This is a genomic window from Xanthobacter oligotrophicus (assembly GCF_008364685.1).
Classification (GTDB): Bacteria; Pseudomonadota; Alphaproteobacteria; order Rhizobiales; family Xanthobacteraceae; genus Xanthobacter; species Xanthobacter oligotrophicus.
In genome coordinates this window covers 560192-587065 of sequence record NZ_VTTL01000001.1, presented here as the reverse complement: position 1 = coordinate 587065, position 26874 = coordinate 560192, and the positions used below count along the sequence as shown (strand labels likewise).

Here is a 26874-nt window from a genome sequence, read left to right as displayed (position 1 = left end):
GGGGCGCGTCAGGGGTTGGAGGCGACCACAGCCGCCACGTTCCGCTGATGCACCGCCTCATAGGGCTCGAAATACGTCACCGCCCCGGTGGCGAACGCCTCCGCCGCAAAGGTCCGCAGGTCCAACTCGGCCAGCTCCGGCTCGGCCTTCAGCCGTAACAGCTGCTCCACATAGAGCCGCGTCGCCGTGATCAGCGCTGGCCCGTAGCCGCCGGCGGCGATCACCTCCGGCGCGCCATGGTTGGGCAGGATGCGTGTCGCGGCCAGCGCCGCCAGCCGCTCCAGCCCGGCCAGGTGGATGGCGAGGCGGTCCGGTTCGTCCACATAGGTGATGGGGTCTTCCAGCGTGTCGCCGGCCAGCAGAAGGCCATCCGGCAGCAGCACGACGGTGCCGTCCCGGCTGTGGATATCCATGTGGAAAAGCTCCACCGGCACCGTGCCGACCGTCAGCGAAAAGCGCTCTTCAAACAGCAGGCTGGGCAGGATGAGCGGGCGGATGGGTGGGTCGCCTGCCTCCAGCCGCGCCCTGTGGAAGGCGAGCAAGGCGGCGGTTTCCCGGTTGGCGATGATCTCGCAATCGGCGAACGCTTCGTTGCCGGCCACATGGTCGTCGTGCCAGTGGCTCAGCACCACGCGGATGCGTCGTGCGCCCCGCCGTTCCAGCGTCTGCCGGATGATACGGGCGTGGGCCAGCGAGACGTGGGTGTCGTAGACCAGCGCCTCATCGCCATCCAGCACCGCATAGGAGGCGATGCCCAGCGCATAGGCGCCATCGTCCAGCCAGTTCTCGTGGGCGCCGTGCAGCCGCACCCCCGGCGCGCGCCCGTCATAGAAGGCAAGCACGTGCGGGGCCGGCTCCAGCACCCGCAGGGTGGAGCCGAGAGGGACCAGACCGGTGGCTGAACTCACTCCGCCGCTTCGAGGGTGTGGCCGAGGCGGTGGGAGAGGGTGGCGAGTAGTTCTTTCGCGGCATCGGCGATGACCGTGCCGGGGGGGAAGATGGCCTCGGCGCCGGAGGCCTTCAGGGCCTCGTAATCCTGCGGGGGCACCACGCCGCCCACCACCACCATGATGTCGCCCCGGCCTTCGGCCTCCAGCGCCGCCTTCAGCGCCGGCACGAGGGTGAGGTGGCCGGCGGCGAGCGAGGAGATGCCCACCACGTGCACGTCGTTCTCCACCGCCTGCCGGGCGGCTTCCTCCGGGGTGGCGAAGAGGGGGCCGATGTCCACGTCGAAACCGAGGTCGGCGAAAGCGGAGGCGATCACCTTCTGGCCGCGGTCGTGGCCGTCCTGGCCCACCTTGGCGACGAGGATGCGCGGCCGGCGGCCTTCCGCCTGCTCGAACGCCTCCACCAGCTTCTGCAGCTTGCCCACCTTGTCCGTCATGGCGGTCGCCTCGCGCTTGTAGACGCCGGAGATGGCGCGGATCTCGGCCCGATGGCGGCCGAACACTTTCTCCAGCGCGTCGGAAATCTCGCCCACTGTGGCCTTGGCCCGGGCCGCGTCAATGGCCAGCGCCAGCAGGTTGCCGTTGCCCGCCGCGCCGTTGGTGAGGGCTTCGAGCTTGCCGTCCACCTCGTGCTGGTCGCGCTCGGCGCGCAGGCGCTTGAGCTTGTCGATCTGGGCGGCGCGCACGGTGGCGTTCTCCACCTTCAGCACGTCGATCATGCGGTCGCGCTCGGGCTTGAACTTGTTCACGCCCACCACCGTCTGCGCGCCGCCGTCGATGCGGGCCTGGGTGGTGGCGGCGGCCTCCTCGATGCGCAGCTTGGGAATGCCGGCCTCGATGGCCTTGGCCATGCCGCCCAGCGCCTCCACCTCCTGGATGTGCGCCCAGGCCTTGGCGGCGAGATCGGCGGTGAGCTTCTCCACGAAATGGGAGCCGCCCCACAGGTCGATCTGGCGGGTGGTGCCGCTCTCCTGCTGGAGCAGGATCTGGGTGTTGCGGGCGATGCGGGCCGAGAAGTCGGTAGGCAGCGCCAGCGCCTCGTCGAGCGCATTGGTATGCAGCGACTGAGTCTGGCCCTGGGTGGCCGCCATGGCCTCGATGGCGGTGCGCATCACATTGTTGAACACGTCCTGCGCGGTCAGCGACCAACCGGAGGTCTGCGAATGGGTGCGCAGGGGCAGGGACTTGGGGTTCTTGGCCCCAAGGTCGGTCATCAGCCGCGTCCACAGGAGGCGGGCGGCGCGCAGCTTGGCCACTTCCATGAAGAAGTTCATGCCGATGGCCCAGAAGAAGCTGAGGCGCGGCGCGAACACGTCGATGGGCAGGCCGGCGGCGGCGCCGGCGCGGCCATATTCCACGCCGTCCGCCAGCGTGTAGGCCAGCTCCAGGTCCTGCGTCGCCCCGGCTTCCTGCATGTGGTAGCCGGAGATGGAGATGGAGTTGTAGCGCGGCATCTCCTTTGACGTGAAGGCGAAGATGTCCGAGATGATGCGCATGGAAGGTGCGGGCGGATAGATATAGGTATTCCGCACCATGAATTCTTTGAGAATGTCGTTCTGGATGGTGCCGGAGAGCTTGGCGGGGGCCACGCCCTGTTCTTCCGCCGCCACCACATAGAGCGCAAGAACCGGCAGCACCGCGCCGTTCATGGTCATGGACACGCTCATCTGGTCCAGCGGGATGCCGGAGAACAGGGTCCGCATGTCATAGATGCTGTCGATGGCGACGCCCGCCATGCCCACGTCGCCGGCGACACGGGGGTGGTCGCTGTCATAGCCGCGATGGGTGGCGAGATCGAAGGCCACCGACAGGCCCTTCTGCCCGGCCGCGAGGTTGCGACGGTAGAAGGCGTTGGAATCCTCCGCCGTGGAGAAGCCGGCATATTGCCGGATGGTCCAGGGCTGGGTGGCGTACATGGGGGCATAAGGCCCGCGCAGGAACGGCGCGATGCCGGGATAGGTATCGATGTAGCCCAGCCCCTCGATGTCCGCCGGGCCATAGAGCGGCTTCACCGGGATGCCCTCGGGCGTGGTCCAGGGGGCGGCGGCCGCGGAGGGGGCGACCAGCTCCGGCGCGCGCCAATCGATGTCGGCGAAGTTGGGGATCCGGCTCATCTTCTGTTCCCTCGAAATCGGCCGCGGCGGCATTGGTGGAAAGGCTCAGGCCCGCTTGGCGAACCAGGACCCGGAGCACTTGGGATGGTGGGGCGAAGTCCAGTCGCCCGAGGCCTGATCACCCTCGGCGAGGCCCTTGGCGCTGACCTTCTGCTGCCCGTGGGCCAGGGTCATCCGCACCACGCCGAGCTTGCTGATGCCGCCGGTGGCCTTCACCGGCCAAAAACCCGCGTAGGTGACTGTGCCATTCTTCACGGCCAGCTTGAAGTCGTAATTCTTGCCGCAGCTGCCGCTTTCGGCGGACGTGCGCACCACCCAGTGGCCGTCGAAGCGCCTGGCATTGTCGGCGCGGGCGGGGCCAACGGCCGCCGCCGTGAGGAGCGCGAGGGCGGTGAGGCCCGCAATCTTGTGCAACATGGCTCGCCTCCTGTCCCGCGCCTCAGACCAGTCCGGCCGCCGCCTGTGCGGCGGTCAGCGTCTCCAGCACGTCACAGCCGGCGAAGATGAAGCCGGAAACGCCGGCCGCCTTGAGCGCGGCTTCCAGCTCGGCCGGCTTGCCGGCGAGCCAGATGGCGCTGGCGCCGGCGGCTTTCAGCGCCTCGGCGGTTGCGGCCCCCTCGGCACCATAGACCTCGTCGGAGGAGACCAGGCAGGCGAAGGGCGTGCCGGACGCCTTGAAGGCGGCGAGGAGCGCGTCGCGGTCGGCGAAGCCGTCCGGCACGGGGGCGGCAATGCCGCCGGCCTCAAAGAAATTCTTGGCGAAGCCCGCCCGCGCCGTGAAGGCGGCGACGGGACCGAGCGTGGCGAGGAAGATGGCCGGCGCCTTGGCGGCGGCTTCCGCCTTGTCGCGCAGGGCCTCGAACGGCTCGGCGATGCGGTGGGGCGTCAGCGCGCCGTCGGCCACGGGCTCGAAGGTGGCAGGCAAAGGCGCCAGCACTTCCGGCGCCTGCTGCACCAGGATGGGGAATTCCGAGGTGCCGGTGATGGGCGCCTTGCGGGTGGCCACATCCTTGTCGCGGCGGGCCTTCACCTCGGTGATCTCGGCCTTCAGCCAGCGGTCTTCCAGCACGTCGGCCATGCCGCCGCGCTTCTCGATGGTGCGGAACAGGTCCCAGGCCTTTTCGGCCAGCCCATCCGTATGCGCCTCCACCGCGCCGGCGCCGGCGCCGGGGTCCGCCACGCGGTGGACGTTGGATTCTTCCAGCAGCATCACCTGCGTGTTGCGGGCGAGGCGCCGTGCGAACGCATCGGGCAGGCCCAGCGCCTGGGTGAAGGGCAGGACGGTGACGCTGTCCGCCCCGCCGACGCCGGCCGCGAACGCCGCCACCGTGTTGCGCAGCAGGTTCACATAAGGATCGCGCCGGGTGAGGGAGCGCCAGGCGGTGGTGGCGTGCACCTTCAGCGCCGTTTCCGGCAGGCCGCATTCGCGTAGCACCGCGCCCCACAGCAGGCGGATGGCGCGGAACTTGGCGATGGTGGCGGTCTGGTTCAAGTCCGCCACCAGGGCGACCTCGACCCGCGCCGCCGCCTCCGACAGGGCGATGCCCGCCTCGCCGTAGGCCTTGAGATAGGCCACGGCGGTGGCCAGCACCGCCGCCAGCTCCTGCGCGTCGGACGCGCCGGCGGCATGGAACACCCCGCCGTCCGCCCGCGCGAACGGGCCGGCAAAGCCCCGCGCCGCGAGGATGGCGGAGGTCTCGGCGAAGCGCTTGGCCAAAAGCGGCCACGCCATGGGCAGGGTGCCTGCGGCGGCGAAATCGCCCAGCGGGTTCAGGCCGAAGGAGACGGCGAGGCCCTTGGGATCAAAGCCAGCCGCCTCGGCAAAATCGGCGAAGGCGAGGTCTTCCCCCCGACCCTGGAAGGCGCCGCTCTCGATGCGCGTCTCGATGAGGTCGAGCAGCACGTCTTTCAGCACCACCTTCAGGTCGGCGCCGTCCGGCAGGCCGAAGCCATAGGCCGAGGGCGAGGAGGCATAGACCAAAGCGAGGCCGGAGGCGCCGCCGTCCAGGTCCTCCAGCGCCTGCTCGTGGGCGGTGGCGAGGTCCGGCTGGTCCACCCGCGCGCTGATGACCCAGGGCGCGCCGGCCGGCCGTCCCGCCACGATGGGGGCGTTTGGCTTGCGCTCGGGCAGGGCGTCGAGGGCGAGGCCCTCATAGGTGCGGGTGACGAGGCGCTTGTCGTAGGGCGCGCCCTTCAGCACGCCCTCGACCAGCTTCAGCCAGTCCTCGCGGGTGACGGGGGCAAGGTTGGTCGCGAAGGGCAGGGCGGTCATGAGCGGACCTCCGAAAGAAGCTGCAAGGAAGGGGCTGCCGCTCCACCGTTGTCATGGCCGGGCATGACAACGTGGAGGCTGAGGTAATGGTGCGCCAGTCCGGTCATCACCGCCCCTCCCGTGCCGCCAGCGACCGCTCGGCATCGACCATGTAGTCGCGCAGCACCGGCACGTCGTCGCGCTTCTCGGAGAGCAGCAGCTGGAACACCATGTTGGAGCCGTGCAGGAAGCCCAGTTCCACGGCGGCGAGGTAGAATTCCCACATGCGGCCGAAGCGTTCGCCCATCATGGTATCGACTTCGGCGCGGCGGGCCATGAAGTTCCGCCGCCAAGCGCGGATGGTCCAGTAATAGTGCAGGCGCAGCACCTCGCAGTCGTCCACCCACAGGTGGGTGCGCTCGGTGGAGGCGAACACCTCCGACAGCGCCGGCACATAGCCGCCGGGGAAGATGTACTTGCGGATGAACGGCGCCGTGGTACCGGGCGGCGACATGCGGCCGATGGCGTGCACCAGCGCGAAGCCGCCCTCATCCAGGAGGTTGCGGATGGTGGTGAAGTAATCGTCGAAGTGCGACACGCCCACATGCTCCATCATGCCGATGGAGACCACGCGGTCGAACTTGCCCTGCAAGTTGCGATAATCCACCTCGCGGAAGTCGATGGAGCCGGCCACGCCCGCGGCCTCCGCGAGCCGCCGGCTTTCGGCGAGCTGCTCCGGCGAGACGTTGATGGCGGTGACCTGCGCGCCGCATTCCTTCGCCATGTAGATGGCAAGCCCGCCCCAGCCCGAGCCGATCTCCGCCACCCGCATGCCGGGGGAGATCTTCAGCTTGGCCGCGATATGGCGGAACTTGTTGCGCTGCGCTTCAACCAGCGGCTCTTCCGGGTCGCGGAAGTAAGCGCAGCTGTAGGCCATGGTCTCGTCCAGCCACAGCCGGTAGAAGGCGGCCGGGTGGTCGTAGTGGGAGGAGACGTTCTCTTTCGCCTTGGCCACCGGGTTGGCCTGCTGGAACCGCCGCACCGAGCGCCACGCCTTGCGCAGCGCCTGCTGCACCGGGTGGCTGCCCAGCCCCTTGCGGTTCACCGAGAACAAGGAGAGCAGCTCGAACGCGCCGGCCCCGTCCTCGAAGGAGAGGCGGCCATCCATATAGGCCTCGGCCGCCACCAGCTCCGGATTGAAGAACAGGTCGCTCTCCAGCTTCCTGTCGTGCATGCGCACGGTGACGGACGGCCCATCTTGCCCCGAGCCGAAGACGTGGCGCTGGCCGTCGACGGTGATGACCGTCAGGCGGCCCTTTTCCACGAAGCGGCTGAGGAGGTGGGAGAGGAGGCGCATGGTCAGACGTCTTTCCGAACGATCGCCATAGCGCACAGGCCGTCATGGCCGGACTTGCTCCGGCCATCCACGCGGATGGGCCAGGCGCAAGCTTGCGCACTTTGCGCCGGCTGTACGGCGTGGATGCCCGGCACAAGGCCGGGCATGACGCCCCTCTGACGCAGGCCGAAGCTAGCCCAACGTCCCGGTTTCATCACGCGAATTCCAGGATCACCGCATCCACGGCGAGGCTGTCGCCGGCCTTGGCGTGGACTGCCTTGATGACGCCGTCGCGCTCGGCGCGCAGCACGTTCTCCATCTTCATGGCTTCCACGATGGCGAGGATCTCGCCGTTCTTCACCTCCTGGCCGGGGGTGACGGCGATGGAGACCACGAGGCCCGGCATGGGGCAGAGCAGTTCCTTGCCGCCGCCGGCGGTTTCCTTCTTCGGCATGAGCGCCGCGAGAGAGGCCGACAGCTCGGTGTAGACCCGCGCCTTGGTGGCGATGCCGCGATGGGCCAGCACGTAGCCGTTGGGAATGGTGCGCACCTGCACCGCCACCTGGTCGGCGTCGATGGTGCCGGTCCACACCACGTCGCCGGGCTTCCAGGTGGAGCGCAGCAGGTGGGTGTGGCCCGCCGTGCCGTCGGCGTCGAAGATCTGCACCTTGTAGCCGCCGTCCACCGCTTCCACCTCGCACGGGGTGGAAAGGGTCTCCTCGGCGGCGGAGAGGTGCACGATGCGGCGCTTGGCGAAGGCCACCGGCACGCCGGAGGTCTGGCCGGAAATGTGCCGCTTGCGGGCGTTGTGGATGTGGTCGATCACCGCCGCCACGGCCGAGAGCGTGTGCACCAGCTCGCCTTCCGGCGCGCGGGCGTGGAAGCCGTCGGGATATTCCTCGGCGATGAAGCCGGTGGAGAGATTGCCCTCGCGCCAGCGCGGGTGGGACATGAGCGCCGACAGGAACGGGATGTTGTGGCCGATGCCGTCGATGGCGAAGGCATCCAGCGCGTCCGCCTGCGCCTCGATGGCGATGGCGCGGGTGGGGGCGTGGGTCACCAGCTTCGCGATCATGGGATCGTAGAAGATGGAGATTTCCCCGCCCTCATAGACGCCGGTGTCGTTGCGCACGGTGATGGGGCCGTCCTTGCCTTCCGCCGGCGGGCGATAGCGCACCAGGCGGCCGGTGGAGGGCAGGAAGTTGCGGTAGGGGTCTTCCGCATAGATGCGGCTTTCCACCGCCCAGCCGGTGAGCTTCACGTCGTCCTGGGTGATGGCGAGCGGCTCGCCCGCCGCCACGCGGATCATCTGCTCCACCAGGTCGATGCCGGTGATCAGCTCGGTGACCGGATGCTCCACCTGCAGGCGGGTGTTCATCTCCAGGAAGTAGAAGCTCTTGTCCTGCCCGGCCACGAACTCCACCGTGCCGGCGCTGTCGTAGCCGACCGCCTTGGCGAGGGCCACAGCCTGCTCGCCCATCTTCTTGCGGGTGGCTTCGTCCAGCAGCGGCGAGGGGGCTTCCTCCACCACCTTCTGGTTGCGGCGCTGGATCGAGCATTCGCGCTCGCCCAGGTAGATGACGTTGCCGTGCTTGTCGCCCAGCACCTGGATCTCGATGTGGCGCGGGTCGACGATGAACTTTTCCACGAACACGCGGTCATCGCCGAAGGAGGACTTGGCCTCGGACTTGGCGCGGTCGAAGCCGTCCTGCACCTCGTCGCGGCTGTGGGCGATGCGCATGCCCTTGCCGCCGCCGCCGGCTGACGCCTTGATCATCACCGGATAGCCGATCTCGTCGGCGATCTTTGCCGCCTCCTCGCCGGTGGCGATTTCGCCGAGATAGCCGGGCACGGTGGAGACATTGGCTGCCGCCGCCGCCTTCTTGGACTCGATCTTGTCGCCCATGGCCTCAATGGCGTGGGGATTGGGACCGATGAAGACGATGCCATGCTCCGCCAGCAGCTTGGGGAAGGAGGCGCGTTCGGAGAGGAAGCCGTAGCCGGGATGCACCGCCTGCGCGCCCGTGAGCTTGCAGGCCTCCACGATCTTCTCGGCGATGAGATAGGACTGGGCGGCCTGGGGCGGGCCGATATGCACCGCCTCGTCGGCCATCTCCACGTGGAGGGCGTCCTTGTCGGCGTCGGAATAGACGGCGACGGTCTTGATGCCCATCTTGCGCGCCGTCTTGATGACGCGGCAGGCGATCTCACCCCGGTTCGCGATCAGGATCTTCGAGAACATTTAAGTGTCTCCCGCGCTCGAGGCGCTGAAATCTTGAGAAGCCTTGTGCCTCTCCCTCGACCGCTCTGCCCCCACCCCAGCCCTCCCCCGCAAGCGGGAGAGGGGGTGGCGGTGCGCCGGGAGGGAAAGCCCTCTCCCGCTTGCGGGGGAGGGTTGGGAGGGGGCGCCGCCCCTGGGGCGGCGGAAGGCCTGCGTCGCCGACGCAGGCCTCAGGGGGGCCACCCTCACAACGGCATGTTGTCGTGCTTGCGCGAGGGCTGCTCGAGCTTCTTGGTGCGCAGCATTGCGAGCGCGCGGGCGAGGCGCCGGCGGGTCGAATGCGGCATGATCACCTCGTCCACATAGCCGCGCTCGGCCGCCACGAAGGGCGAGAGGAAGCGCTCCTCGTAGTTCTTGGTCTGGGCGGCGATCTTGTCCGGATCGCCCATGTCGGCACGGAAGATGATCTCCACCGCGCCCTTGGCGCCCATCACCGCGATCTGGGCGGTGGGCCAGGCATAGTTCACGTCCGCGCCCACATGCTTGGAGGCCATCACGTCATAGGCGCCGCCGAAGGCCTTGCGGGTGATGACGGTGACCAGCGGCACGGTGGCCTGCGAATAGGCGAACAGCAGCTTGGCGCCGTGCTTGATGAGGCCGCCGTATTCCTGCGCCGTGCCGGGCAGGAAGCCGGGCACGTCCACGAAGGTCACGATCGGGATCTCGAAGGCGTCGCAGAAGCGCACGAAACGGGCCGCCTTGCGGGAGGCGTCACTGTCCAGCACGCCGGCCAGCACCATGGGCTGGTTGGCGACGAAGCCCACCGTCCGCCCCTCGATCCGGCCGAAGCCGGTCACCATGTTGCGGGCGTAGGCCGCCTGGATCTCGAAGAAGTCGCCCTCGTCCACGACCTTCAGGATCAGCTCCTTGATGTCGTAGGGCTTGTTGGGATTGTCCGGGACCAGGGTGTCGAGGCTCTCGTCGTAGCGGCCCGGATCGTCGAAGGACGGCCATTCGGGGGCGCCCTCCTGGTTGTTGGAGGGCAGGAAGTCGATGAGCCGCCGGGTCTCCAGCAGCATCTCCACGTCGTTCTCGTAGGAGCCGTCCGCCACCGAGGACTTGGTGGTGTGCACCTTGGCGCCGCCCAGCTCCTCGGAGGTGACGGTCTCGTTGGTGACGGTCTTCACCACCTCCGGGCCGGTCACGAACATGTAGGAGGTGTCGCGGACCATGAAGATGAAGTCGGTCATGGCCGGGGAATAGACATCGCCGCCGGCGCACGGGCCCATGATCAGCGAGATCTGCGGGATCACGCCGGAGGCGATGACGTTGCGCTTGAACACCTCGCCATAGCCGCCCAGCGCCGCGACACCTTCCTGGATTCGGGCACCGCCGGCATCGAACAGGCCGATGATGGGCGCGCGGGTCTTCAGCGCTATGTCCTGGATCTTGGTGATCTTGCGGGCGTGCTCCTCGGAGAGGGAGCCGCCGAACACGGTGAAGTCCTTGGCGAAGACGAACACCTTGCGGCCGTTGACCGTGCCCCAGCCGGTGACGACGCCGTCGCCGGGGACCTTCTGGTCGGTCATGCCGAAGTCCACGCAGCGGTGCTGCACGAAGGTGTCGTATTCCTCGAACGTGCCGCGATCCAGCAGCAGCTCGATGCGCTCGCGCGCGGTGAGCTTGCCGCGGGCGTGCTGGGCCTCGATGCGCCGTGCCCCGCCGCCGAGTCGGGCGACCGAGCGCCGGCTTTCGAGCTCTTCGAGGATGTCCTTCATGCCGAGCGCTCCCCAGGTGCGGTCTTGGAACCGTGTTTGTGAAATCGAGACTAACGGGGGTTAAGAGGGGGCGAAAGCCTAAGCTTTGCGCGTCCTCTGCTCCCGATCGCTGCTGTCGGCTAACAGGAGTTGCGGGCATTGGGAATATGTGAAAAATTCACGTTGTTTATTGTGAAGAATTTGCAATCCCGAAGTCGGGGCCGCCCATGCGTCAGAAGATCTATGCCGGCCATGCGGTGCGGCGGCTGCGGGAAAAGCTGGGGCTCAAGCAGAGCGAGCTGGCCCAGCGCCTCGCGGTCTCGCCGTCCTACATCAACCAGATCGAGAGCAACCAGCGCCCGCTGACCGCCTCCATCCTCATCGCCATCTCGCGCACCTTCGCGGTGGACATCACCTCCTTCGGCGCGGAGGACCTCGACCGGCTGGTGGCGGACCTGCGCGAGACCGCCGCCGACCCGCTGTTCAAGGATCTGGACCTTGGCCTGCAGGACATGAAGGCGGTGGCCAATCTCTCCCCCGCCTTCGCCCATGCCTTCCTGCGCATGCACGTGGCGCTGCGGCGCACGGCCGAATGGCGCGCCTCCCTCGACGACATGCTCACCGCAGGCGTCACGCCGGGAGCGGACGAGGCCAAGCTGATCCCCTACGAGGAAGTGCGCGACTTCTTCCACTATATCGACAATTACGTGGACCCCCTCGACCGCGCGGCGGAGGCCGCCGCCTCCAGCCTCGGCATCCTGGAAGGCGCGGACCCTGCCGCCGCCTTCGCCGCCCATCTCGCCCGCCGCCACAATGTGCAGGTGGAGGTGGGGCCGGCGGACCCGGATGCGCCGCTGTCGCGCTTCGATCCGCGCTTGCGGCGGCTGGTGCTGTCGGGGGTTTTGTCGGGCCCGACGCGAGCGTTCCGCATCGCCGCCACCATCGCCCAGCTGGAGCATGGCGCGCTGGTGGAGGCGACGGTCGCCTCCGGCGCCTTCCGCAGCCAGACCGCCACGGAGATCTGCCGGCTGGCGCTGCACAATTATTTCGCTGGCGCGCTCATGCTGCCCTACCGGCGGTTCCATGACCTGGGGCGTCGGCTCCGATACGACCTGGATCGCCTGGTGCTGGAGACCGGCGCCAGCCTGGAGCAGGTGTGCCATCGCCTGTCCACGCTCCAGCGGCCGGGGGCGAAGGGGGTGCCCTTCTATTTCGCCAAGGTGGACCGCGCCGGCAACATCACCAAGCGCCATTCGGCCACGCGCTTCCAGTTCGCCCGCCACGGCGGGGCCTGCGCCGCCTGGAACGTGCACGAGGCGTTCGAGATGCCGGGGCGCACGCTGGTGCAGGTGGGCGAGATGCCCGACGGGGCGCGCTACATCTGCCTCGCCCGTGCCGTGGTCAGCCCCTCCCTGCGTCACGGCCAGCCCTCGCGGGCCTATGCCTTCGGCCTCGGCTGCGAGGTCGCCTTCGCCCATGACATCGTCTACGCGGACGGGCTGGACCTGAAGGCCGCGCCGGTGGCCAAGCTCGGCGTGTCCTGCCGCATCTGCCCGCGCCGGGACTGCGACCTGCGGGCCTTCCCGCCGCTGGACCGGGAGATCCGCATCGACGAGAACGTGCGGGATATCGTTCCGTTTACCATCTCCTGACGTAATTGCGCCTTCCTGCCGCTTACGAATGGCCCTGCCTTGGCACATGAAACGCCATGAGGGCGGAGATAAACTAAGTGCATCGACTCTCTAACCGAGTCGAATGGGAGTGATCCATGAGGGTGCTCAGACTGGCTGGCTGGGTCGCTGGCCTGGCGATGGCAGGGATAGTGTCCGCCCAGGCGGCGCCGGCCTTCTCCACTGCGAATGTGAATATCCGGACCGGTCCGGACACCGAATTCCCAAGCTTGGGCGTCATCCCCGAAGGCTCGCCGCTGGAAGTCGAGGGCTGTCTCCAGGATGAATCCTGGTGCGACGTGATCTGGCAGGATTACCGCGGCTGGGTCTACAGCGAATATCTCGGCTACGAGCAGCAGGGCCGTACCGCCGTGCTTCCCGACTGGGGCGTTGCCGCTATCGGCGTGCCCGTGGTGGCGTTTGCCGCCTCGCAATACTGGAACCAGTATTATGTAGGCCGGCCTTATTATGTGAACCAGCCCTGGTATGCCGACCGCTACCGTTGGGAAGGCTATGCGCCGCGGCCGCGTCCCGGCTGGTATGGCCCGCCTCCGGGGCCGCGCCAGCCCGGCTGGTGGCGTAACAATTATATCGCGCCCCCCGGCATGCAGCCGCCCCCGCCCGTTGCCCCGCCGCCGCCTCCCGGCTGGAACCGTCCCGGTGGGCCGGGCGGCCCCGGTTATCCGGGTGGTCCCGGTTATCCTGGTGGCCCCGGCCGTCCGGGTGAGCCCGGCGGTCCTGGTTATCCTGGTGGTCCTGGTTATCCCGGCGGTCCTGGTCAGCCCGGTGGACCCGGTTATCCTGGCAGCCCCGGCCGTCCGGGTGAGCCCGGTGGTCCTGGTTATCCTGGTGGCCCCGGCCAGCCCGGTGGTCCTGGTGGTCCTGGTCAGCCCGGCCAGCCGGGTGGTCCTGGCCGTCCCGGTGTCCCGGGCCAGCCTCCGGGTCAGCCTGGCACGCCTCCCGGCCAGCCCGGCGGTCCTGGTCAGCCCGGCCAGCCTGGTGGTCCCGGCCGTCCCGGTGTCCCGGGCCAGCCTCCGGGTCAGCCCGGCACGCCTCCCGGTCAGCCCGGTGGTCCTGGTCAGCCCGGCCAGCCGGGTGGCCCCGGCCGTCCTGGTGTCCCCGGCCAGCCTCCGGGCCAGCCTGGCACGCCTCCCGGCCAGCCCGGTGGTCCTGGTCAGCCCGGCCAGCCGGGCGGTCCCGGCCGTCCTGGTGTCCCCGGCCAGCCTCCGGGTCAGCCTGGCACGCCTCCCGGTCAGCCCGGTGGTCCTGGTCAGCCCGGCCAGCCGGGTGGTCCCGGCCGTCCCGGTGTCCCCGGTCAGCCTCCGGGTCAGCAGGGTGGTCCTGGTCGTCCCGGCGGTCCCGGGCCGAATGGCCTGCCGAACCGCCCGCCGTCGCCGCAGGAGCGTCAGCAGTTGCAGCAGCAACAGCGCCAGCAGATCCAGCAGGAGCAGTTGCAGCAGCGTCAGCAGCAGCAGATCCAGCAGCGCCAGCAACAGCAGCAGCGCCAGCAGGAACAGATCCAGCAGCGCCAGCAGCAGATGCAACAGCGTCAGCAGGAGCAGGGCCAGCAGCGTCAGCAACAGCAGCAGCGCCAGCAGGAGCAGTTCCAGCAGCGCCAGCAGCAGATGCAACGCCAGCAGGAACAGCGCCAGCAACGTCCGCCGGAGCAGTACCAGCAGCGTCCGCCTCAGCAGCAGCGCCAGGAGCGTCCGCCGCAGCAGTACCAGCAGCAGCGTCCGCCGCAGCAGCAGGGTCAGCCTCAGGGCCAGCCGCAACGCCAGCCCCAGGCGCAGCCTCAGGGTCAGCCGCAGCGGCCCCAGGGACGGCCCGACTGCCGCGGACCGGACTGCCCGCCGCCGCGCTGAACCAGCAACCCCGCTGAACCAATCGAAGCCCGGCCATCACGGCCGGGCTTCTTTCTTTCAGGGGCAGGCCGAGGCCCGATCCTCCCCCGAGGCCTTCCTGCCCATCGACGGATGGAACGCGGCGGGCTATGGGCTTGCCATGTCCCGCTTCGCGTCGTCCCGCTCCGCTCTGTCCCGTCCCGTCCTGCGCTTCGCGCCGTCGCCCACGGGCCTCATCCATGTGGGCAATGCCCGCACCGCCCTCATCAACGCGCTGCTCGCCCGGCGCGCCGGCGGAACCTTCATCCTGCGCTTCGACGACACCGACGCCGCCCGCTCCCGCGTCGAATATGCCGACGCCATTGCGGCGGACCTCGCGTGGCTGGGCATCGCCCCCGACCTCACCTTCCGCCAGTCGGATCGCATCGCCGACTATCAGGCTGCCGCCGAGCGCCTGAAGGCCGCCGGGCGACTCTATCCCGCCTATGAGAGCGAGGAAGAGCTGGAGCTGAAGCGCCGGCTGCAGCGGGCGCGCGGCCTGCCGCCGGTCTATGATCGCGCGGCGCTGGCGCTGACTGAGGCAGACCGCGACCGGCTCGAGGCCGAGGGCCGCCGCCCGCACTGGCGCTTCCGCCTCGACCACCGCGTCGTCGCCTGGGACGACGGCGTGCGCGGGCCGCAGCAGGTGGATACGGCGAGCCTGTCCGATCCGGTCCTGGTGCGCGCCGACGGCAGCTTCCTCTACACGCTGCCCTCGGTGGTGGACGACCTCGCCATGGGCGTCACGGACGTGGTGCGCGGCGAGGACCATGTGACCAACACGGCGGTCCAGATCGAGATCTTCGAGGCGCTGGGCGGGCCGGCGCCACGTTTCGCGCACCACAACCTGCTCACCCTGCCGTCGGGCGAAGGGCTGTCGAAGCGGCTCGGCCACCTCTCCCTTTCGGCGCTCCGGGAGGCCGGGCAGGAGGCATTAGCGGTTGCGGCGGCGGCCGTCCTGGTGGGCACCTCCCATGCGGTGGAGGCGGTGGAGAGCCTTGATGCCTTGGCGGGCATGGTGGACCTTGCCCACATCTCCCGCGCCCCGGCCCGCTTCGATCCGGACGACCTGGCCCAACTCACCGCCCGCACCCTGCACATGATGCCGTTCGAGGCGGCGGCTCCGCGCCTTACGGCGGCAGGCATAGGAGGCGGCGAACCGTTCTGGCTGGTGGTGCGGGGCAATCTCACGCTGTTCCTGGAGGCAGCGGATTGGTGGACGCTGGTGTCCCGGCCTGCTGCCGGCCTGGTGGCGGAGGCCGATCGCGCCTTCCTCGGCGAAGCGGCGGCGCTGCTGCCAGCGGAGCCCTGGGATGGGCAGACCTATCAAGCCTGGATCAAGGCGGTGAAGACGGCGAGCGGGCGTTCGGGCAAGACCCTGTTCCATCCGCTGCGCCTTGCCCTGACGGGCCTGGAGAAGGGGCCGGAGCTTGCCGCCCTGCTGCCGCTGATGGGCCACACGCGGGTGGCGGGCCGCCTCGGGGGCGAGGTGGCGTAGGCCGGATCCGGTCGGGCCAATCACGCTGACGGGGGATGGCCTGAAGGGCGCTAGACCTCTCAGGCCTGCGTGCCTGTCCTTATATTCACGCAAGCATTGAGCGGAAGCGGGCGGATGGCTTCGCCCCGCCGCATCGCCTGCCGCGAGGTGCCGCCTACTGCGCGGTGCCCTGGCCAGCGGTTTGGGCGCCGCCCTGCGTGTTCTGCTGGTTCTGGGCGTTCTGCGAGCGCGGCAGCGGGATGATGCGCACCTTGCGCTGGCCCGGCTGCTCGGAGGCCGGGGCGAGCGGGGCGGTGGCGGTGGCGGCCACGGGGCCGCCGGCTTCCGCCGCCGGATCGGCGACCGGCTGGCGCTGCGCGGCCTTGCCCTTGGTGTTCTGGGCCGGGTCGTTGAACTTCGGCTGCGACATCTCGCGGGCCTGCTCCTCGGTCACGAGGATGTCGCCCTTGCGGAGGGTGGTCTCATCCTCGAGCCCGGCGAGCGCCTGCGCCCACGACTGGCCGGCGGGCTTGCAGGTGCAGGACGACACCAGCTCCTTGCGGTAGCGCAGCGCGTTGGGCAGCGACATGTAGGACTGCCCGGAAATGCTCACCGCCGACTTGATGTCACCGCTGTAGGTGAAGAGCTGTGCATCCGAGCCTGGGCACAGCCGCTTGCACAGCTGGTCGTCCTGCGCGTAGCGGCTGGAGTTGGTGGAGTTCGCCATGGGGAAGAAATAGCCGTCGCAGGTGCGCACGCACACGGTGCGGGAGGAATACTGCTTCGGCTGGTCCAGCGGGACGGTGGCGAGGTCCGGGGCGCTTTCCTCTTCCTGTGCGCTCTGGGGCGTGCCGAAGATGGCCTCGAAGAAGTTGCGCGGCTTCTGCGGCTCGGCGGGGCGCCGCGACGCCTGAACGGCGGCGGTGTATTGCGGGCCGCAATTGTTCTGGGCGAGGGCGAGGATCAGCGCCCGGCGCTGGCCGCTCTGGTCCGATCCGCCGCGCTCGACGCCGGCGAGCTGGGAGCGGATGCGCGACACCTGGTCGTCGATCTGGTCGCACTGGGGCGGCCGCGGCGGCCCCTGGAAGATGAAGAAGCCGCGCGGGGCATCGCAGCCCATGCCGCGGGCCTGGGACGTGAGCCGGTCGAGGTCGCCCCGCAGCTTCGCCGCCTGTTGCTGCTGGGCGGCGGCGCCGTTGGCGCCCCGGTCGAGAGACGTCAGCGAGGATTCGAGCTGCATGCACGCCGGGCTGCCGGCCTGGGCCAGCGCCTGCGAGGCGCCGCCTGCCGCCGTTCCGGCCAGGAGGAGCCCGAACACGATCTTGCGGGCCACATGGCGGATATTGCCGCCGACGCCCATGCCTCGCTCAGACCCCATCCTCACCTTCTCGACTCTCGCTTCGCCGCCCAATCCGCGACCGGACCTCTATAGCCTGACACCGGACGTGAATGGTGACGAAACTATGGCTTCATCACGGTCCGTCAGGTGCCCGCCGCCCCCTCGCGCGCCTCAGCTGGAGCCCGCCTCAGCTCTTGCCGCGGTTGCGGATGTTGAAGGTGTCGTAGGCGTATTCGGCGATCTGCCACCACACCAGCTGGTCGGCGCGGATGGCGGTCATGGAATCGAGCGCCTGCTTGAAGGCGGGGTTGACGGCGGCGATCTCGTTGTAGAGCTCGAACGCCGCCTTGTGGCCGGCGTCCATGATGGAGGGTGGGAAGGGCCGCAGTTCCACGCCCTGCTGCACCAGGCGGCGCAGGGCCGGCGGGTTCACCGAATCGTACTTCGCCAGCATCCAGTTGTTGGCGGCTTCCGCTGCGTTGCGGACGATGGCCTGGTAGTGCTTCGGCAGGGCGTCCCACTGCTTGTCGTTGATGACGAGGTGCATCATGGCCCCGCCCTCCCACCAGCCGGGGTAGTAGTAATATTTGGCTACCTTCACGAGGCCGAGCTTCTCGTCGTCATAGGGGCCGACGAACTCGGCGGCGTCGATGGTGCCGCGTTCGAGGGCGGCATAGACATCCCCCGGCACGATCTGTTGCGGCACCACGCCGAGCTTGGCCAGCACCTGGCCGCCGATGCCGCCGATGCGGAACTTCAGGCCCTTGAGATCACCGACGCCGGTAAGCTCCTTGCGGAAGAAGCCGCCCATCTGGCACCCCGAATTGCCCATGGGCATGGAGGTGACATTGTACTTGGCCAGCACGCCGTTGATGATCTCGGCGCCGCCGCCGAAGAACCACCAGGAATGCTGCTGGCGCGAGTTGAAGCCGAACGGCACGCCGGTGCCGAAGGCCAGCGCCGGGTCCTTGCCGGTGTAGAAATAGGTGGCGGTCTGCGCGCATTCCACCGAGCCGGTGGAGACCGCGTCCAGCGCCTGCAGGCCCGGCACCAGCTCTCCCGCCGGGAAGGTCTGGATCTGGAACCGCCCGTCGGTGGCCTCGGACACGTAGCGTGCGAAGGTCTGCGCGGTGCCGTAGATGGTGTCCAGCGAGCGGGGGAAGGAGGAGGTCAGGCGCCACTTCACCTCGGGCTGGCTCTGGGCGAGGGCCGGAGCTGCGAGCGCGCCGGTGGCGAGCGCGGTGGCGGAGGCACCAATGAAGTGCCGGCGCTTGATGTCCATGTGGTGCTCCTCGGGCCTTTTCTTGTCGGTTGCTGCCATTGCGACAGCCGTTTGGTGTGTTCTCTGCGCACGGTCCGGGCCGCGCGGCGCCTGCGCGAACCCCTCTGCATCGGTCGCAGACCGGGGCCGCTGGTATCAATGGGGCGACAGGGGTGTCATGGCCGCGCCTCCGCGTCAATCGCGAGCCGGCGCAGGAGCGCAGGCAGCGCTTTTATCGGGCTCCTGCCGCCGATCACCTTTTCCTGAGCGGGACTTTCCCCATATCAGGAGCGACAACCCGCGGGAGCTTTCATGACCGTTGCGAACCGTCCGAACCGCGTGAGCCGCCTTGCGAACCGCGCCCGCTGCGGCGCCTTCCTGCTCGCGGGGCTGCTGGTGCCGGCCCTGTCGGCTCCAGCGATTGCGCAGGAGCCGAACCTCATCTTCAAGAAGTCCACCGTCTGGAAGTTCCTGACCCCGGACGACAAGCTCGCGGTCTACGGCATCGACGACCCGGTGGTGGACGGCGTCGCCTGCCACTACACCACGCCGGAGAAGGGCGGCCTGAAGGGCATGGTGGGCGTGGCGGAGGAAGTGTCCGACATCTCGCTGGCATGCCGGCAGGTGGGGCCCATCTCCTTCAAGTCCAAGTTCGAGCAGGGCGACGTGGTGTTCCGCGAGGGCCGCTCGTTTTTCTTCAAGCGGATGCAGATCGTGCGCGGCTGCGATACCAAGCGCAACGTGTTGGTGTACCTGGTCTATTCGGACAAGCTGATCGACGGCAGCCCGAAGAATTCCACCTCCACCGTGCCCATCATGCCCTGGGGCAGCGGCGCGGACGTGCCGAAATGCGCTGACTTCGTGAAGTGAGCCTGCCCCGGACCCGCCGGGGCCTGCCGATGACGACGGCTTCGCCCCTCAGCGTGAGCAGGTGATGGCCACCGCCTCGGCGCACAGGGGGCCGGTGCAGGCGGCGGGCGGCGCGGCGCGCGCCGGGGTCAGGGCGGTTTCGGCGACGCGGCCGAAATCAATGGCGCGGCTGTAGTCGTGAGACTGGCACCAGGCGACCGCCATGCGCTCGCCGCACGGCGCGCCGGCGGCCAGGCACCGGTCGATGCCGTAGCCGTCGGAATTGTCGATGATGAAGATGCGGGTGTCGGCCTCGGCCACAGCGGTCAGGGACAGGGTCGCCACGGCTGCGACGACCAGCGTACGGATGCTTTGCATGAGCGGGAAACGGCCTTTTTGATCAGCGCCGCGGCGGTGTTCCGGACCGCGTGCCCGTCGTTCGGAGCACGGTGCGGAGGGGCGGAGATGCCTCCGCCCATGCGCCGCCGGGGCGCTCTCGCGGGGCAGGGGATAGGCCCCCGGCCCCCGCATGGTCAAGCGTGGCCATATAACGAAGTGCGGAGGGCCCACCGCCGCATGGGTGAAAAACCAAGGCGGCGCAAGGGCGCGCGGGCTGGTGCCCAGGCTGCGCATGGCTGTTCCGCCACACGGACGTGAAAGCTCTTGACGACCGCCCCCGCACGAACCATTGTCCCGCGCCATGAACGGTCGGTTTGCCATCACCAGCGCCATTGCGGCGATTATTTGCGGTTAGCCGAAAAGCTGGCCGTGGCCGTCCCTTGCTGCTCCCTTAAGACTTAAGGATCTGGACGCCCCGGCCGGTGCACCGGCACGGCGCACGTGCGCCATTCGGGGGAACGATCCATGGAGCTCAGGCTCTACAATACCTTGACCCGCTCGAAGGACACGCTGCGTCCGCTCGATCCCGCCAACGTGCGCATGTATGTCTGCGGCCCCACCGTCTACGATCACGCCCATATCGGCAATGCGCGGCCTGTGATCGTGTTCGACGTGCTGTTCCGCCTGCTGCGCCGCCTCTATGGCGAAGACCACGTCAAATACGTTCGCAACATCACCGACGTGGACGACAAGATCAACGCCCGCGCCGCCGAGCGCGGCATCACCATCCGCGATCTCACGGAAGAGACCTACCGCTGGTTCCGCGAGGATACCGCCGCGCTCAACTGCCTGCGGCCCACGGTCGAGCCGCGCGCCACCGAGCATATCGCCGAGATGCGCACGCTCATCGAGAGCCTGGTCGCCTCCGGCCACGCCTATGTGGCGGAGGAGCATGTGCTGTTCCACGTGCCCTCCATGCCGGACTATGGCCGGCTCTCCCGCCGCCCGCTGGACGAGATGGTGGCCGGTGCCCGCGTGGATGTGGCACCCTATAAGCGCGATCCCATGGACTTCGTGCTGTGGAAGCCGAGCGAGGCCGGCGTCCCGGGCTGGCCCTCGCCCTGTGGCATCGCCACCCCCGGCCGCCCCGGCTGGCACATCGAGTGCTCGGCCATGTCGTGGCGCCACCTGGGCGAGACCTTTGACATTCATGGCGGCGGCATCGACCTTGTGTTCCCTCACCATGAGAACGAGATCGCCCAGTCGCGCTGCGCCTTCCATAGCGGCGTGATGGCGCAGATGTGGATGCACAACGGCTTCCTGATGCTGGAAGGTGAGAAGATGTCGAAGTCCCTCGGCAACTTCGTCACCATCCGCGAACTGCTCGCCGAATGGCCGGGCGAGGTGCTGCGCCTCGCCATGCTCTCCACCCACTATCGCCAGCCCATCAACTGGACCCGGCAGGGCCTGGGTTTCGCCGCCAAGACCCTGGACAAGTGGTACCGCATCATCGGCGAGGTCGAGGCCGAGACCGGGGAGGGCAACCCGTTCGAGATCGAGACCGCCGACCGGCTCGCCGACGACCTCAACACGCCGTCCGTCATCACCCACCTTCACCATCTCGCCGAGGTGGCGGAGCACGAGGAGACCTCCTCCGCCTTGCGTCGGCGCTTCAAGGGGGCGGCCAACCTGCTCGGCCTGCTCGGCGATACCGAAAGCGGGTGGCGCGCCCGGCAGAAGGAGGCCATCGCTCTCGATGAGGGCGTGATCGCCGGCCTCATCGCCGATCGCCTCGCCGCCCGCAAGGCGAAGGACTTCAAGCGCGCCGACCAGATCCGCGAGGAGCTGGCCGCGCAGGGTGTGGTGCTGATGGACAACAAGGACGGAACCACCAGCTGGGAGGTGTCGCGATGACCGCCACCAAGCTCTCCCTGCGCCCCTATCTGCCGGCCGATGCGCCGGTGCTGGCGGCCCTGTTCCGCGCCTCCATCGCCGATCTGACCGGCGAGGATTACGACGAGGAGCAGCAGGAGGCCTGGAGCGCGGCGGTCGACGACGAGGACGCCTTCGCCGCGCGCCTTGCCGGTGCGCTCACCCTGGTGGCCCTGCGCGACGGCGCGCAGGTGGGCTTCGTCTCGCTCAAGGACAATGCCCACATCGACCTGCTCTATGTGGCGCCGGACGCCGCCGGCACCGGCGTCGCCCGTGCCCTGTGCGATGCCGCCGAGACGCTGGCGAAGGGGCGCGGCACCCTCAAGCTGACGGTGGATGCCAGCGACACCGCCCTCGGCTTCTTCCAGCACCGCGGCTATGAGGCCCACCGCCGCAACATGGTGCCGCTGGCCGACACCTGGCTCGGCAACACCTCCATGGCCAAGACGCTCGGCGAGGGGACAGGGCGATGACCACTTCCCAGCCCGGCGCGCGGGAGCGCCTTTATCTCTTCGACACCACCCTGCGCGACGGCGCGCAGACCAACGGGGTGGACTTCACCGTCGCCGACAAGCTCAGGGTGCTGGCGCTGCTCGACCATCTCGGGGTGGACTATGTGGAGGCCGGTTATCCCGGCGCCAACCCTACGGATACGCAGCTGTTTTCGCAGGAGCATCCGGCGCGGGCGCGGGTCACCGCCTTCGGCATGACCAAGCGGCCGGGCCGCTCCGCCGCCAACGATCCCGGCATCGCCGCGCTGATCGGGGCCAAGGCGGATGCCATCTGCTTCGTTGCCAAGGCCTCCGCCTACCAGGTGCGGGTGGCGCTGGAGACCACCAGGGAGGAGAACCTCGCCTCCATCCGCGAGAGCGTCCAGGCCGCCGTGGCGGCGGGGCGCGAGGCGCTGGTGGATTGCGAGCATTTCTTCGACGGCTTCAAGGAAGACAGGGACTTCGCCCTCGCCTGCGCCCGTACGGCGTATGAGGCCGGCACCCGCTGGGTGGTGCTGTGCGACACCAATGGCGGTACCTTGCCCCATGAGGTGGAGGCCATCGTCTCCGAGCTGGTGAAGGTGGTGCCGGGCGACCATGTGGGCATCCACGCCCACAACGACACCGAGCAGGCGGTGGCCAATTCGCTGGCCGCCGTTCGGGCCGGGGCGCGGCAGATCCAGGGCACGCTCAACGGCCTCGGCGAGCGCTGCGGCAACGCGAACCTGTGCTCCATCATCCCGACATTGCTGTTGAAGTCGGACTATTCGGCACACTTCGACATCGGCGTCTCCCGCGACGCGCTGGCCGACATCGCCAACGTGTCCCGCACGCTGGACGAGATGCTGAACCGCGCGCCGGATCGCCATGCGCCTTACGTGGGCGAGAGCGCATTCGCCACCAAGGCCGGCATCCATGCCTCCGCCATCCTGAAGGACCCAGCCACCTACGAGCACGTGCCCCCCGAGGCGGTGGGCAACCGGCGCAAGCTGCTGGTCTCCGACCAGGCGGGCAAGTCCAACGTGCTGGCCGAGCTGGAGCGGCTCGGTGTCCCGGTGGAGAAGGCGGACCCGCGCATCGCCCGGCTGCTGGACGAGGTGAAGACCCGCGAGGCACTGGGCTATGCCTATGAGGCGGCGGACGCCTCCTTCGCGCTGCTGGCGCGGCGCATTCTCGGCAGCGTGCCGGACTTCTTCGACGTGGAGCGCTTCAGCGTGAACGTGGAGCGGCGCTTCAACGCCAAAGGCGAGATGAGCACCGTGGCCGAGGCCATCGTGAAGGTGAAGGTGGGCGAGGAGGTGCTGATCTCCGCCGCCGAGGGCAACGGCCCGGTGAACGCCCTCGACGTGGCGCTGCGCAAGGACCTCGGCAAGTACCAGCCCTTCATCGCCGGCCTGCACCTCACCGACTACCGGGTGCGCGTGCTCAACGGCGGCACCGAGGCGGTGACCCGCGTGCTGATCGAGAGCGCCGACGAGACCGGCGAGCGCTGGACCACGGTGGGCGTCTCCCCCAACATCATCGACGCCTCGTTCGAGGCACTGATCGATTCCATCACGTGGAAACTGCTGAAGGAAGGCGCGACGGCCTGAGGGGGGAGGTTCGGACCCGGTTCGGACCGCCGCCCGCTCCCGTTTCCGCGCCGTGCAGGGCTGCAAACGCAGTTGCGAAAAATGCCCACCCCGGCGGAGGTATCCATTGCGCCAAATCAATGTCCATGGTCGCGAAAGGATCAGGATCAGGCTCAAGTATTGATCGTTCTGATCGATGCATTCCCGGCGCCAAGGACATTCGCCATGTCGGTATCATCTGAAAGATTTGACGTCACCGATCCCATGGTCGTCGTGAGACTGGTCTGCGGGTTGTTTTATTTTCCGCATTCCATATCCAAGATCATCGGTTTTTCTGGTTCGGTGGTCTTTTTCACCAAGGCGGGGTTCCATCCGCCGGAATTTTTCGTGGTCCTGTCCATTGTCATGGAGCTGACGTGCGCCGTGGGCCTGACCTTGGGGCTGTTTCCGAAATACCTTGGGGTCGTCTCCGCCGGGCTGATGATGGTTGCGGCCTATGCCACCGTCGCGGTGCATGGACTTGGTTGGTTCTGGGCGCAGCACGGCATCGAATACCTGGTGTTCTGGGGCGTGGCGTCGCTCGCGGTGGCGCTGCATGCCTGGAACAAGAACCCCGGTTTCTTCGGCCTGTTTGCATGGCCGCTGCGGAAGGCGAAGCCCATCGCGGCGTAAAGGCGGGATCTTTCATTGGAAAGGGGATGGCACCTGTGTGGCCGTCCCCTTTTTTCGTCCCGGTCCTGCAGGTCACACGCCGCGGGAAACGAACGGGACGGCTGGAGGTTCAGCCCTTCGCCAGCGCCTCCAGCGCCTTGAGTACGGCTTCGGTGTCCGCCCCGAGGCGGGGGCTGGCGGTCTTCGCCACCTGCCGCTCGCCATCGAGCACGATGGGGCTTGCCACCGCCGGGATGGTGCCGCCGCCGGCCTCCTTCAGGTCCACGCGCAGGCCGCGCGCCTTCACCTGGGGGTCGTCGAACACCTGCGCCACCGTGTTGATGGGGCCGGCGGGCACGCCCTTGGCCTCCAGCGCGGCGAGGAGATCGTCGCGCTTGAAGGCGGCGGTCAGTGCCGAAAGCTGCGGCACCAGCGCGGCGCGATGGGCGACCCGCTCGGGATTGGTCCTGTAATCGTCAGCCTGCGCCAGCTCCGGCGCGCCGAGCACGGCGCAGAAGCGGGTGAACTGGCCGTCATTGCCGATGGCGGCGATGAAATAGCCGTCTGCGCAGGGGAAGACCTGATAGGGCACGATGTTGGGATGGGCGTTGCCCATGCGCCTGGGGGCCTTGCCGGAGGTGAGGTAGTTCATGGCCTGGTTGGCCAGCACGCCCACCTGGGTGTCGAGCAAGGCCATGTCCACATGGCCGCCGGTGCCGGTCTCCTCCCGCCGACGCAGGGCGGCAAGGATGCCCACGGTGGCGTAGAGGCCGGTGAAGATGTCGGCAAACGCCACCCCCACCTTCTGCGGCTCGCCGTCCGGCGCGCCGGTGAGGTCCATGATGCCGCCCATGCCCTGCACCAGAAAGTCATAGCCGGCGCGCGGCGCATAGGGGCCGTCCTGGCCGAAGCCGGTGACGGAGCAATAGACCAAGCGCGGGTTCTCCGCCTTCAGGCTCGCGTAATCGAGGCCATATTTCTTCAGGCCGCCGACCTTGAAATTCTCGATGACCACGTCGCTCTGCCGCGCCAGCGCGCGGATGGTGGCCTGTCCCTGCGGGGTCTCGAAATCCACCGCCACCGAGCGCTTGCCGCGATTGGTGGCGTGGAAATAGGCGGCGCCGAGGTCCGCCCCGTCCTCACCCTTCAGGAAGGGCGGGCCCCAGGTGCGGGTATCGTCGCCGCCGCCGGGGCGCTCCACCTTGATCACCTCGGCGCCGAGATCGGCGAGCAACTGCCCGCACCACGGGCCGGCGAGGATGCGGGCAAGTTCAAGGACGCGAAGGCCGGCGAGGGGAGGGGACATGGGGGGCTCGTTCTAGCGCGGGGTCGTTCCAAAGCCATCGTCATGGCCGGACTTGATCCGGAAGTCGGCTGTCGCCGACTTCCGTCCCTGAAAACGAAACCCGCAAACATGCGGGTTTCGGCCATCCACGCGGTTGGGCCGGGGTCCCTGTTGGAGGGGCGGTGCCAGCGGCGAGACGTGGATGCCCGGGTCAAGCCCGGGCATGACGGTGGTTCTGAAAGGGGAGAGGGGACGCTCTCAGAAGAACGCCTGGATGCCCGTGATGCCCCGGCCGAGGATCAGCGCATGGATGTCGTGCGTGCCCTCATAGGTGTTCACGGTCTCGAGGTTCGCCGCATGGCGGATGACGTGGAACTCGGCCGAGATGCCGTTGCCGCCGTGCATGTCGCGGGCGGTGCGGGCGATGTCCAGCGCCTTGCCGCAATTGTTGCGCTTGATGAAGGAGATGGTCTCCGGCGGCAGGCGGCCTTCCTCGAACAGCCGGCCGACGCGCAGGCAGGCCTGCAGGCCGAAGGCGATGTCGGTGGCCATGTCCGCCAGCTTCTTCTGCACCAATTGGGTGGCGGCCAGCGGCTTGCCGAACTGCTTGCGGTCCAGCGTGTATTGCCGGGCCTGGGCGAAGCAGGCCTCCGCCGCGCCCATGGCGCCCCAGCCGATGCCGTAGCGTGCCCGGTTGAGGCAACCGAACGGGCCGGCAAGGCCGGACACGTTGGGCAACAGGTTCTCTTCCGGGATCTCCACGTCCTCCAGCACGATCTCGCCGGTGATGGAGGCGCGCAGCGACAGCTTGCCCTCGATCTTGGGGGTGGAGAAGCCCTTCATGCCGCGCTCCACCACGAAGCCGCGGATGGCATTGTCGTGCGCGGCCGACTTCGCCCACACCACCGCGAGGTCGGCGATGGGGGAATTGGTGATCCACATCTTGGCGCCGTTGAGGCGATAGCCGCCGTCGATCTTTTCCGCCCTGGTGCGCATCCCGGCGGGATCGGAACCGGCATCCGGCTCGGTGAGGCCGAAGCAGCCGATCCACTCGCCGGTGGCGAGCTTGGGCAGGTACTTCTTGCGCTGCTCCTCGGTGCCATAGGCATAGATGGGATGCATGACGAGGGAGGACTGCACGCTCATGGCCGAGCGGTAGCCGCTGTCCACCCGCTCCACCTCGCGGGCGGCGAGGCCATAGGACACATAGCCGAGGCCGGCGCCGCCGTATTCCGCCGGGATGGTAGGGCCGAGCAGGCCCAGCTCGCCCATCTCGTTCATGATCTCGCGGTCGAAGCGCTCGTCGAGATAGGCCGAGGTGACGCGGGGCAGCAGCTTTTCCTGCGCATAGTCGCGCGCCGTGTCGCGCACCAGCCGCTCGTCCTCGGTGAGCTGGCCGTTGAGGTCGAAGGGGTCGGTCCAGTCGAACACGGGCTTGGAGGTGGCGGCGGCCATGGAGCGTGTCTCCCGCTGTCGGCCCGGCCGGGCGGCGCGGGCTGC

20 protein-coding genes and 1 pseudogene are annotated in these 26874 nt (G+C 68.6%); 9 read left to right on the top strand and 12 right to left on the bottom strand.

The window, feature by feature from the left end; translation table 11 throughout:
• Window positions 1-8: 8 nt before the first annotated feature.
• From FZ033_RS02510 to FZ033_RS02480, 7 genes are all read right to left on the bottom strand, one after another.
• Window positions 9-908: an MBL fold metallo-hydrolase gene (locus FZ033_RS02510; RefSeq protein WP_149574576.1), complete on the bottom strand. Its 900-nt coding sequence runs from the start codon at window positions 906-908 to the stop codon at window positions 9-11.
• Window positions 905-3061: a methylmalonyl-CoA mutase gene (gene scpA / locus FZ033_RS02505; RefSeq protein ID WP_149574575.1), complete on the bottom strand. Its 2157-nt coding sequence runs from the start codon at window positions 3059-3061 to the stop codon at window positions 905-907. The genes FZ033_RS02510 and scpA overlap by 4 nt, the downstream gene beginning before the upstream one ends.
• Before the next feature lie 45 nt (window positions 3062-3106).
• Entirely contained in the window at window positions 3107-3478 is a 372-nt protein-coding gene (locus tag FZ033_RS02500; RefSeq protein ID WP_149574574.1) for a hypothetical protein, read from the bottom strand.
• A gap of 22 nt (window positions 3479-3500) precedes the next feature.
• Entirely contained in the window at window positions 3501-5333 is a 1833-nt protein-coding gene (locus FZ033_RS02495) for a methylmalonyl-CoA mutase subunit beta (RefSeq protein ID WP_149574573.1), read from the bottom strand.
• Window positions 5334-5439: 106 nt separating this feature from the next.
• Window positions 5440-6669 (bottom strand): SAM-dependent methyltransferase, encoded by a 1230-nt coding sequence (locus tag FZ033_RS02490; RefSeq protein ID WP_149574572.1) that lies wholly within the window; start codon window positions 6667-6669, stop codon window positions 5440-5442.
• Between the two features lie 193 nt (window positions 6670-6862).
• The gene (locus FZ033_RS02485; protein WP_149574571.1) at window positions 6863-8890 is read right to left on the bottom strand and encodes an acetyl-CoA carboxylase biotin carboxylase subunit; all 2028 of its coding nucleotides are present in this window, start codon (window positions 8888-8890) and stop codon (window positions 6863-6865) included.
• A gap of 224 nt (window positions 8891-9114) precedes the next feature.
• Window positions 9115-10647: an acyl-CoA carboxylase subunit beta gene (locus FZ033_RS02480; RefSeq protein WP_149574570.1), complete on the bottom strand. Its 1533-nt coding sequence runs from the start codon at window positions 10645-10647 to the stop codon at window positions 9115-9117.
• A 206-nt stretch (window positions 10648-10853) separates the two neighbouring features.
• On the opposite strand from FZ033_RS02480, the gene FZ033_RS02475 reads away from it, so the two are divergent.
• From FZ033_RS02475 to FZ033_RS02460, 4 genes and pseudogenes are all read left to right on the top strand, one after another.
• Window positions 10854-12278, top strand: a complete 1425-nt coding sequence (locus FZ033_RS02475) for a helix-turn-helix domain-containing protein (protein ID WP_149574569.1) — start codon at window positions 10854-10856, stop codon at window positions 12276-12278.
• A gap of 116 nt (window positions 12279-12394) precedes the next feature.
• A pseudogene (locus FZ033_RS24650) lies at window positions 12395-12628 on the top strand (SH3 domain-containing protein); the annotation flags it as partial.
• A 1080-nt stretch (window positions 12629-13708) separates the two neighbouring features.
• The gene (locus FZ033_RS24235; protein ID WP_188079276.1) at window positions 13709-14161 is read left to right on the top strand and encodes a hypothetical protein; all 453 of its coding nucleotides are present in this window, start codon (window positions 13709-13711) and stop codon (window positions 14159-14161) included.
• 139 nt (window positions 14162-14300) lie between these two features.
• Window positions 14301-15677 (top strand): glutamate--tRNA ligase, encoded by a 1377-nt coding sequence (locus tag FZ033_RS02460; protein WP_149574568.1) that lies wholly within the window; start codon window positions 14301-14303, stop codon window positions 15675-15677.
• A 154-nt stretch (window positions 15678-15831) separates the two neighbouring features.
• Here the strand turns inward: FZ033_RS02460 and FZ033_RS02455 are convergent, their stop codons facing one another.
• Both FZ033_RS02455 and FZ033_RS02450 read right to left on the bottom strand, forming a co-directional pair.
• Window positions 15832-17034, bottom strand: a complete 1203-nt coding sequence (locus FZ033_RS02455) for a DUF2865 domain-containing protein (RefSeq protein ID WP_149574567.1) — start codon at window positions 17032-17034, stop codon at window positions 15832-15834.
• Between the two features lie 148 nt (window positions 17035-17182).
• Window positions 17183-18271, bottom strand: a complete 1089-nt coding sequence (locus tag FZ033_RS02450; protein ID WP_188079273.1) for a TRAP transporter substrate-binding protein — start codon at window positions 18269-18271, stop codon at window positions 17183-17185.
• A gap of 297 nt (window positions 18272-18568) precedes the next feature.
• Here FZ033_RS02450 and FZ033_RS02445 point away from each other — a divergent pair, with 297 nt between their 5' ends.
• Window positions 18569-19126, top strand: coding sequence for a CreA family protein (locus tag FZ033_RS02445; RefSeq protein WP_149574565.1), 558 nt, complete (start codon window positions 18569-18571; stop codon window positions 19124-19126).
• Window positions 19127-19174: 48 nt separating this feature from the next.
• Here the strand turns inward: FZ033_RS02445 and FZ033_RS02440 are convergent, their stop codons facing one another.
• Entirely contained in the window at window positions 19175-19483 is a 309-nt protein-coding gene (locus FZ033_RS02440; RefSeq protein WP_149574564.1) for a hypothetical protein, read from the bottom strand.
• Between the two features lie 486 nt (window positions 19484-19969).
• Here FZ033_RS02440 and cysS point away from each other — a divergent pair, with 486 nt between their 5' ends.
• From cysS to FZ033_RS02420, 4 genes are all read left to right on the top strand, one after another.
• Window positions 19970-21358, top strand: a complete 1389-nt coding sequence (gene cysS, locus FZ033_RS02435) for a cysteine--tRNA ligase (RefSeq protein ID WP_149574563.1) — start codon at window positions 19970-19972, stop codon at window positions 21356-21358.
• Entirely contained in the window at window positions 21355-21849 is a 495-nt protein-coding gene (locus FZ033_RS02430; protein WP_149574562.1) for a GNAT family N-acetyltransferase, read from the top strand. The genes cysS and FZ033_RS02430 overlap by 4 nt, the downstream gene beginning before the upstream one ends.
• Window positions 21846-23459 carry a citramalate synthase gene (cimA, locus tag FZ033_RS02425; protein WP_149574561.1) on the top strand — a complete coding sequence of 538 codons (1614 nt, stop codon included), beginning with the start codon at window positions 21846-21848 and terminating at the stop codon, window positions 23457-23459. The genes FZ033_RS02430 and cimA overlap by 4 nt, the downstream gene beginning before the upstream one ends.
• 159 nt (window positions 23460-23618) lie before the next feature.
• Window positions 23619-24110 (top strand): DoxX family protein, encoded by a 492-nt coding sequence (locus tag FZ033_RS02420; protein WP_232847294.1) that lies wholly within the window; start codon window positions 23619-23621, stop codon window positions 24108-24110.
• Window positions 24111-24219: 109 nt separating this feature from the next.
• Here FZ033_RS02420 and FZ033_RS02415 read toward each other — a convergent pair whose 3' ends face one another.
• Window positions 24220-25395, bottom strand: a complete 1176-nt coding sequence (locus tag FZ033_RS02415) for a CaiB/BaiF CoA transferase family protein (RefSeq protein WP_149574560.1) — start codon at window positions 25393-25395, stop codon at window positions 24220-24222.
• A gap of 237 nt (window positions 25396-25632) precedes the next feature.
• The gene (locus FZ033_RS02410; protein WP_149574559.1) at window positions 25633-26829 is read right to left on the bottom strand and encodes an acyl-CoA dehydrogenase; all 1197 of its coding nucleotides are present in this window, start codon (window positions 26827-26829) and stop codon (window positions 25633-25635) included.
• Window positions 26830-26874 lie beyond the last annotated feature (45 nt).

Coding starts and splice junctions, on each gene's coding strand:
- FZ033_RS02460 (WP_149574568.1), top strand. CDS start 14,301: ATGTCCCGCTTCGCGTCGTCCCGCTCCGCTCTGTCCCGTCCCGTCCTG.
- FZ033_RS02475 (WP_149574569.1), top strand. CDS start 10,854: ATGCGTCAGAAGATCTATGCCGGCCATGCGGTGCGGCGGCTGCGGGAA.
- FZ033_RS02495 (WP_149574573.1), bottom strand. CDS start 5,333: ATGACCGCCCTGCCCTTCGCGACCAACCTTGCCCCCGTCACCCGCGAG.
- FZ033_RS02500 (WP_149574574.1), bottom strand. CDS start 3,478: ATGTTGCACAAGATTGCGGGCCTCACCGCCCTCGCGCTCCTCACGGCG.
- scpA (WP_149574575.1), bottom strand. CDS start 3,061: ATGAGCCGGATCCCCAACTTCGCCGACATCGATTGGCGCGCGCCGGAG.
- FZ033_RS02440 (WP_149574564.1), bottom strand. CDS start 19,483: ATGCAAAGCATCCGTACGCTGGTCGTCGCAGCCGTGGCGACCCTGTCC.
- FZ033_RS02455 (WP_149574567.1), bottom strand. CDS start 17,034: ATGGGGTCTGAGCGAGGCATGGGCGTCGGCGGCAATATCCGCCATGTG.
- FZ033_RS02415 (WP_149574560.1), bottom strand. CDS start 25,395: ATGTCCCCTCCCCTCGCCGGCCTTCGCGTCCTTGAACTTGCCCGCATC.
- cimA (WP_149574561.1), top strand. CDS start 21,846: ATGACCACTTCCCAGCCCGGCGCGCGGGAGCGCCTTTATCTCTTCGAC.
- FZ033_RS02445 (WP_149574565.1), top strand. CDS start 18,569: ATGACCGTTGCGAACCGTCCGAACCGCGTGAGCCGCCTTGCGAACCGC.
- FZ033_RS02480 (WP_149574570.1), bottom strand. CDS start 10,647: ATGAAGGACATCCTCGAAGAGCTCGAAAGCCGGCGCTCGGTCGCCCGA.
- cysS (WP_149574563.1), top strand. CDS start 19,970: ATGGAGCTCAGGCTCTACAATACCTTGACCCGCTCGAAGGACACGCTG.
- FZ033_RS02430 (WP_149574562.1), top strand. CDS start 21,355: ATGACCGCCACCAAGCTCTCCCTGCGCCCCTATCTGCCGGCCGATGCG.
- FZ033_RS02485 (WP_149574571.1), bottom strand. CDS start 8,890: ATGTTCTCGAAGATCCTGATCGCGAACCGGGGTGAGATCGCCTGCCGC.
- FZ033_RS02410 (WP_149574559.1), bottom strand. CDS start 26,829: ATGGCCGCCGCCACCTCCAAGCCCGTGTTCGACTGGACCGACCCCTTC.
- FZ033_RS02490 (WP_149574572.1), bottom strand. CDS start 6,669: ATGCGCCTCCTCTCCCACCTCCTCAGCCGCTTCGTGGAAAAGGGCCGC.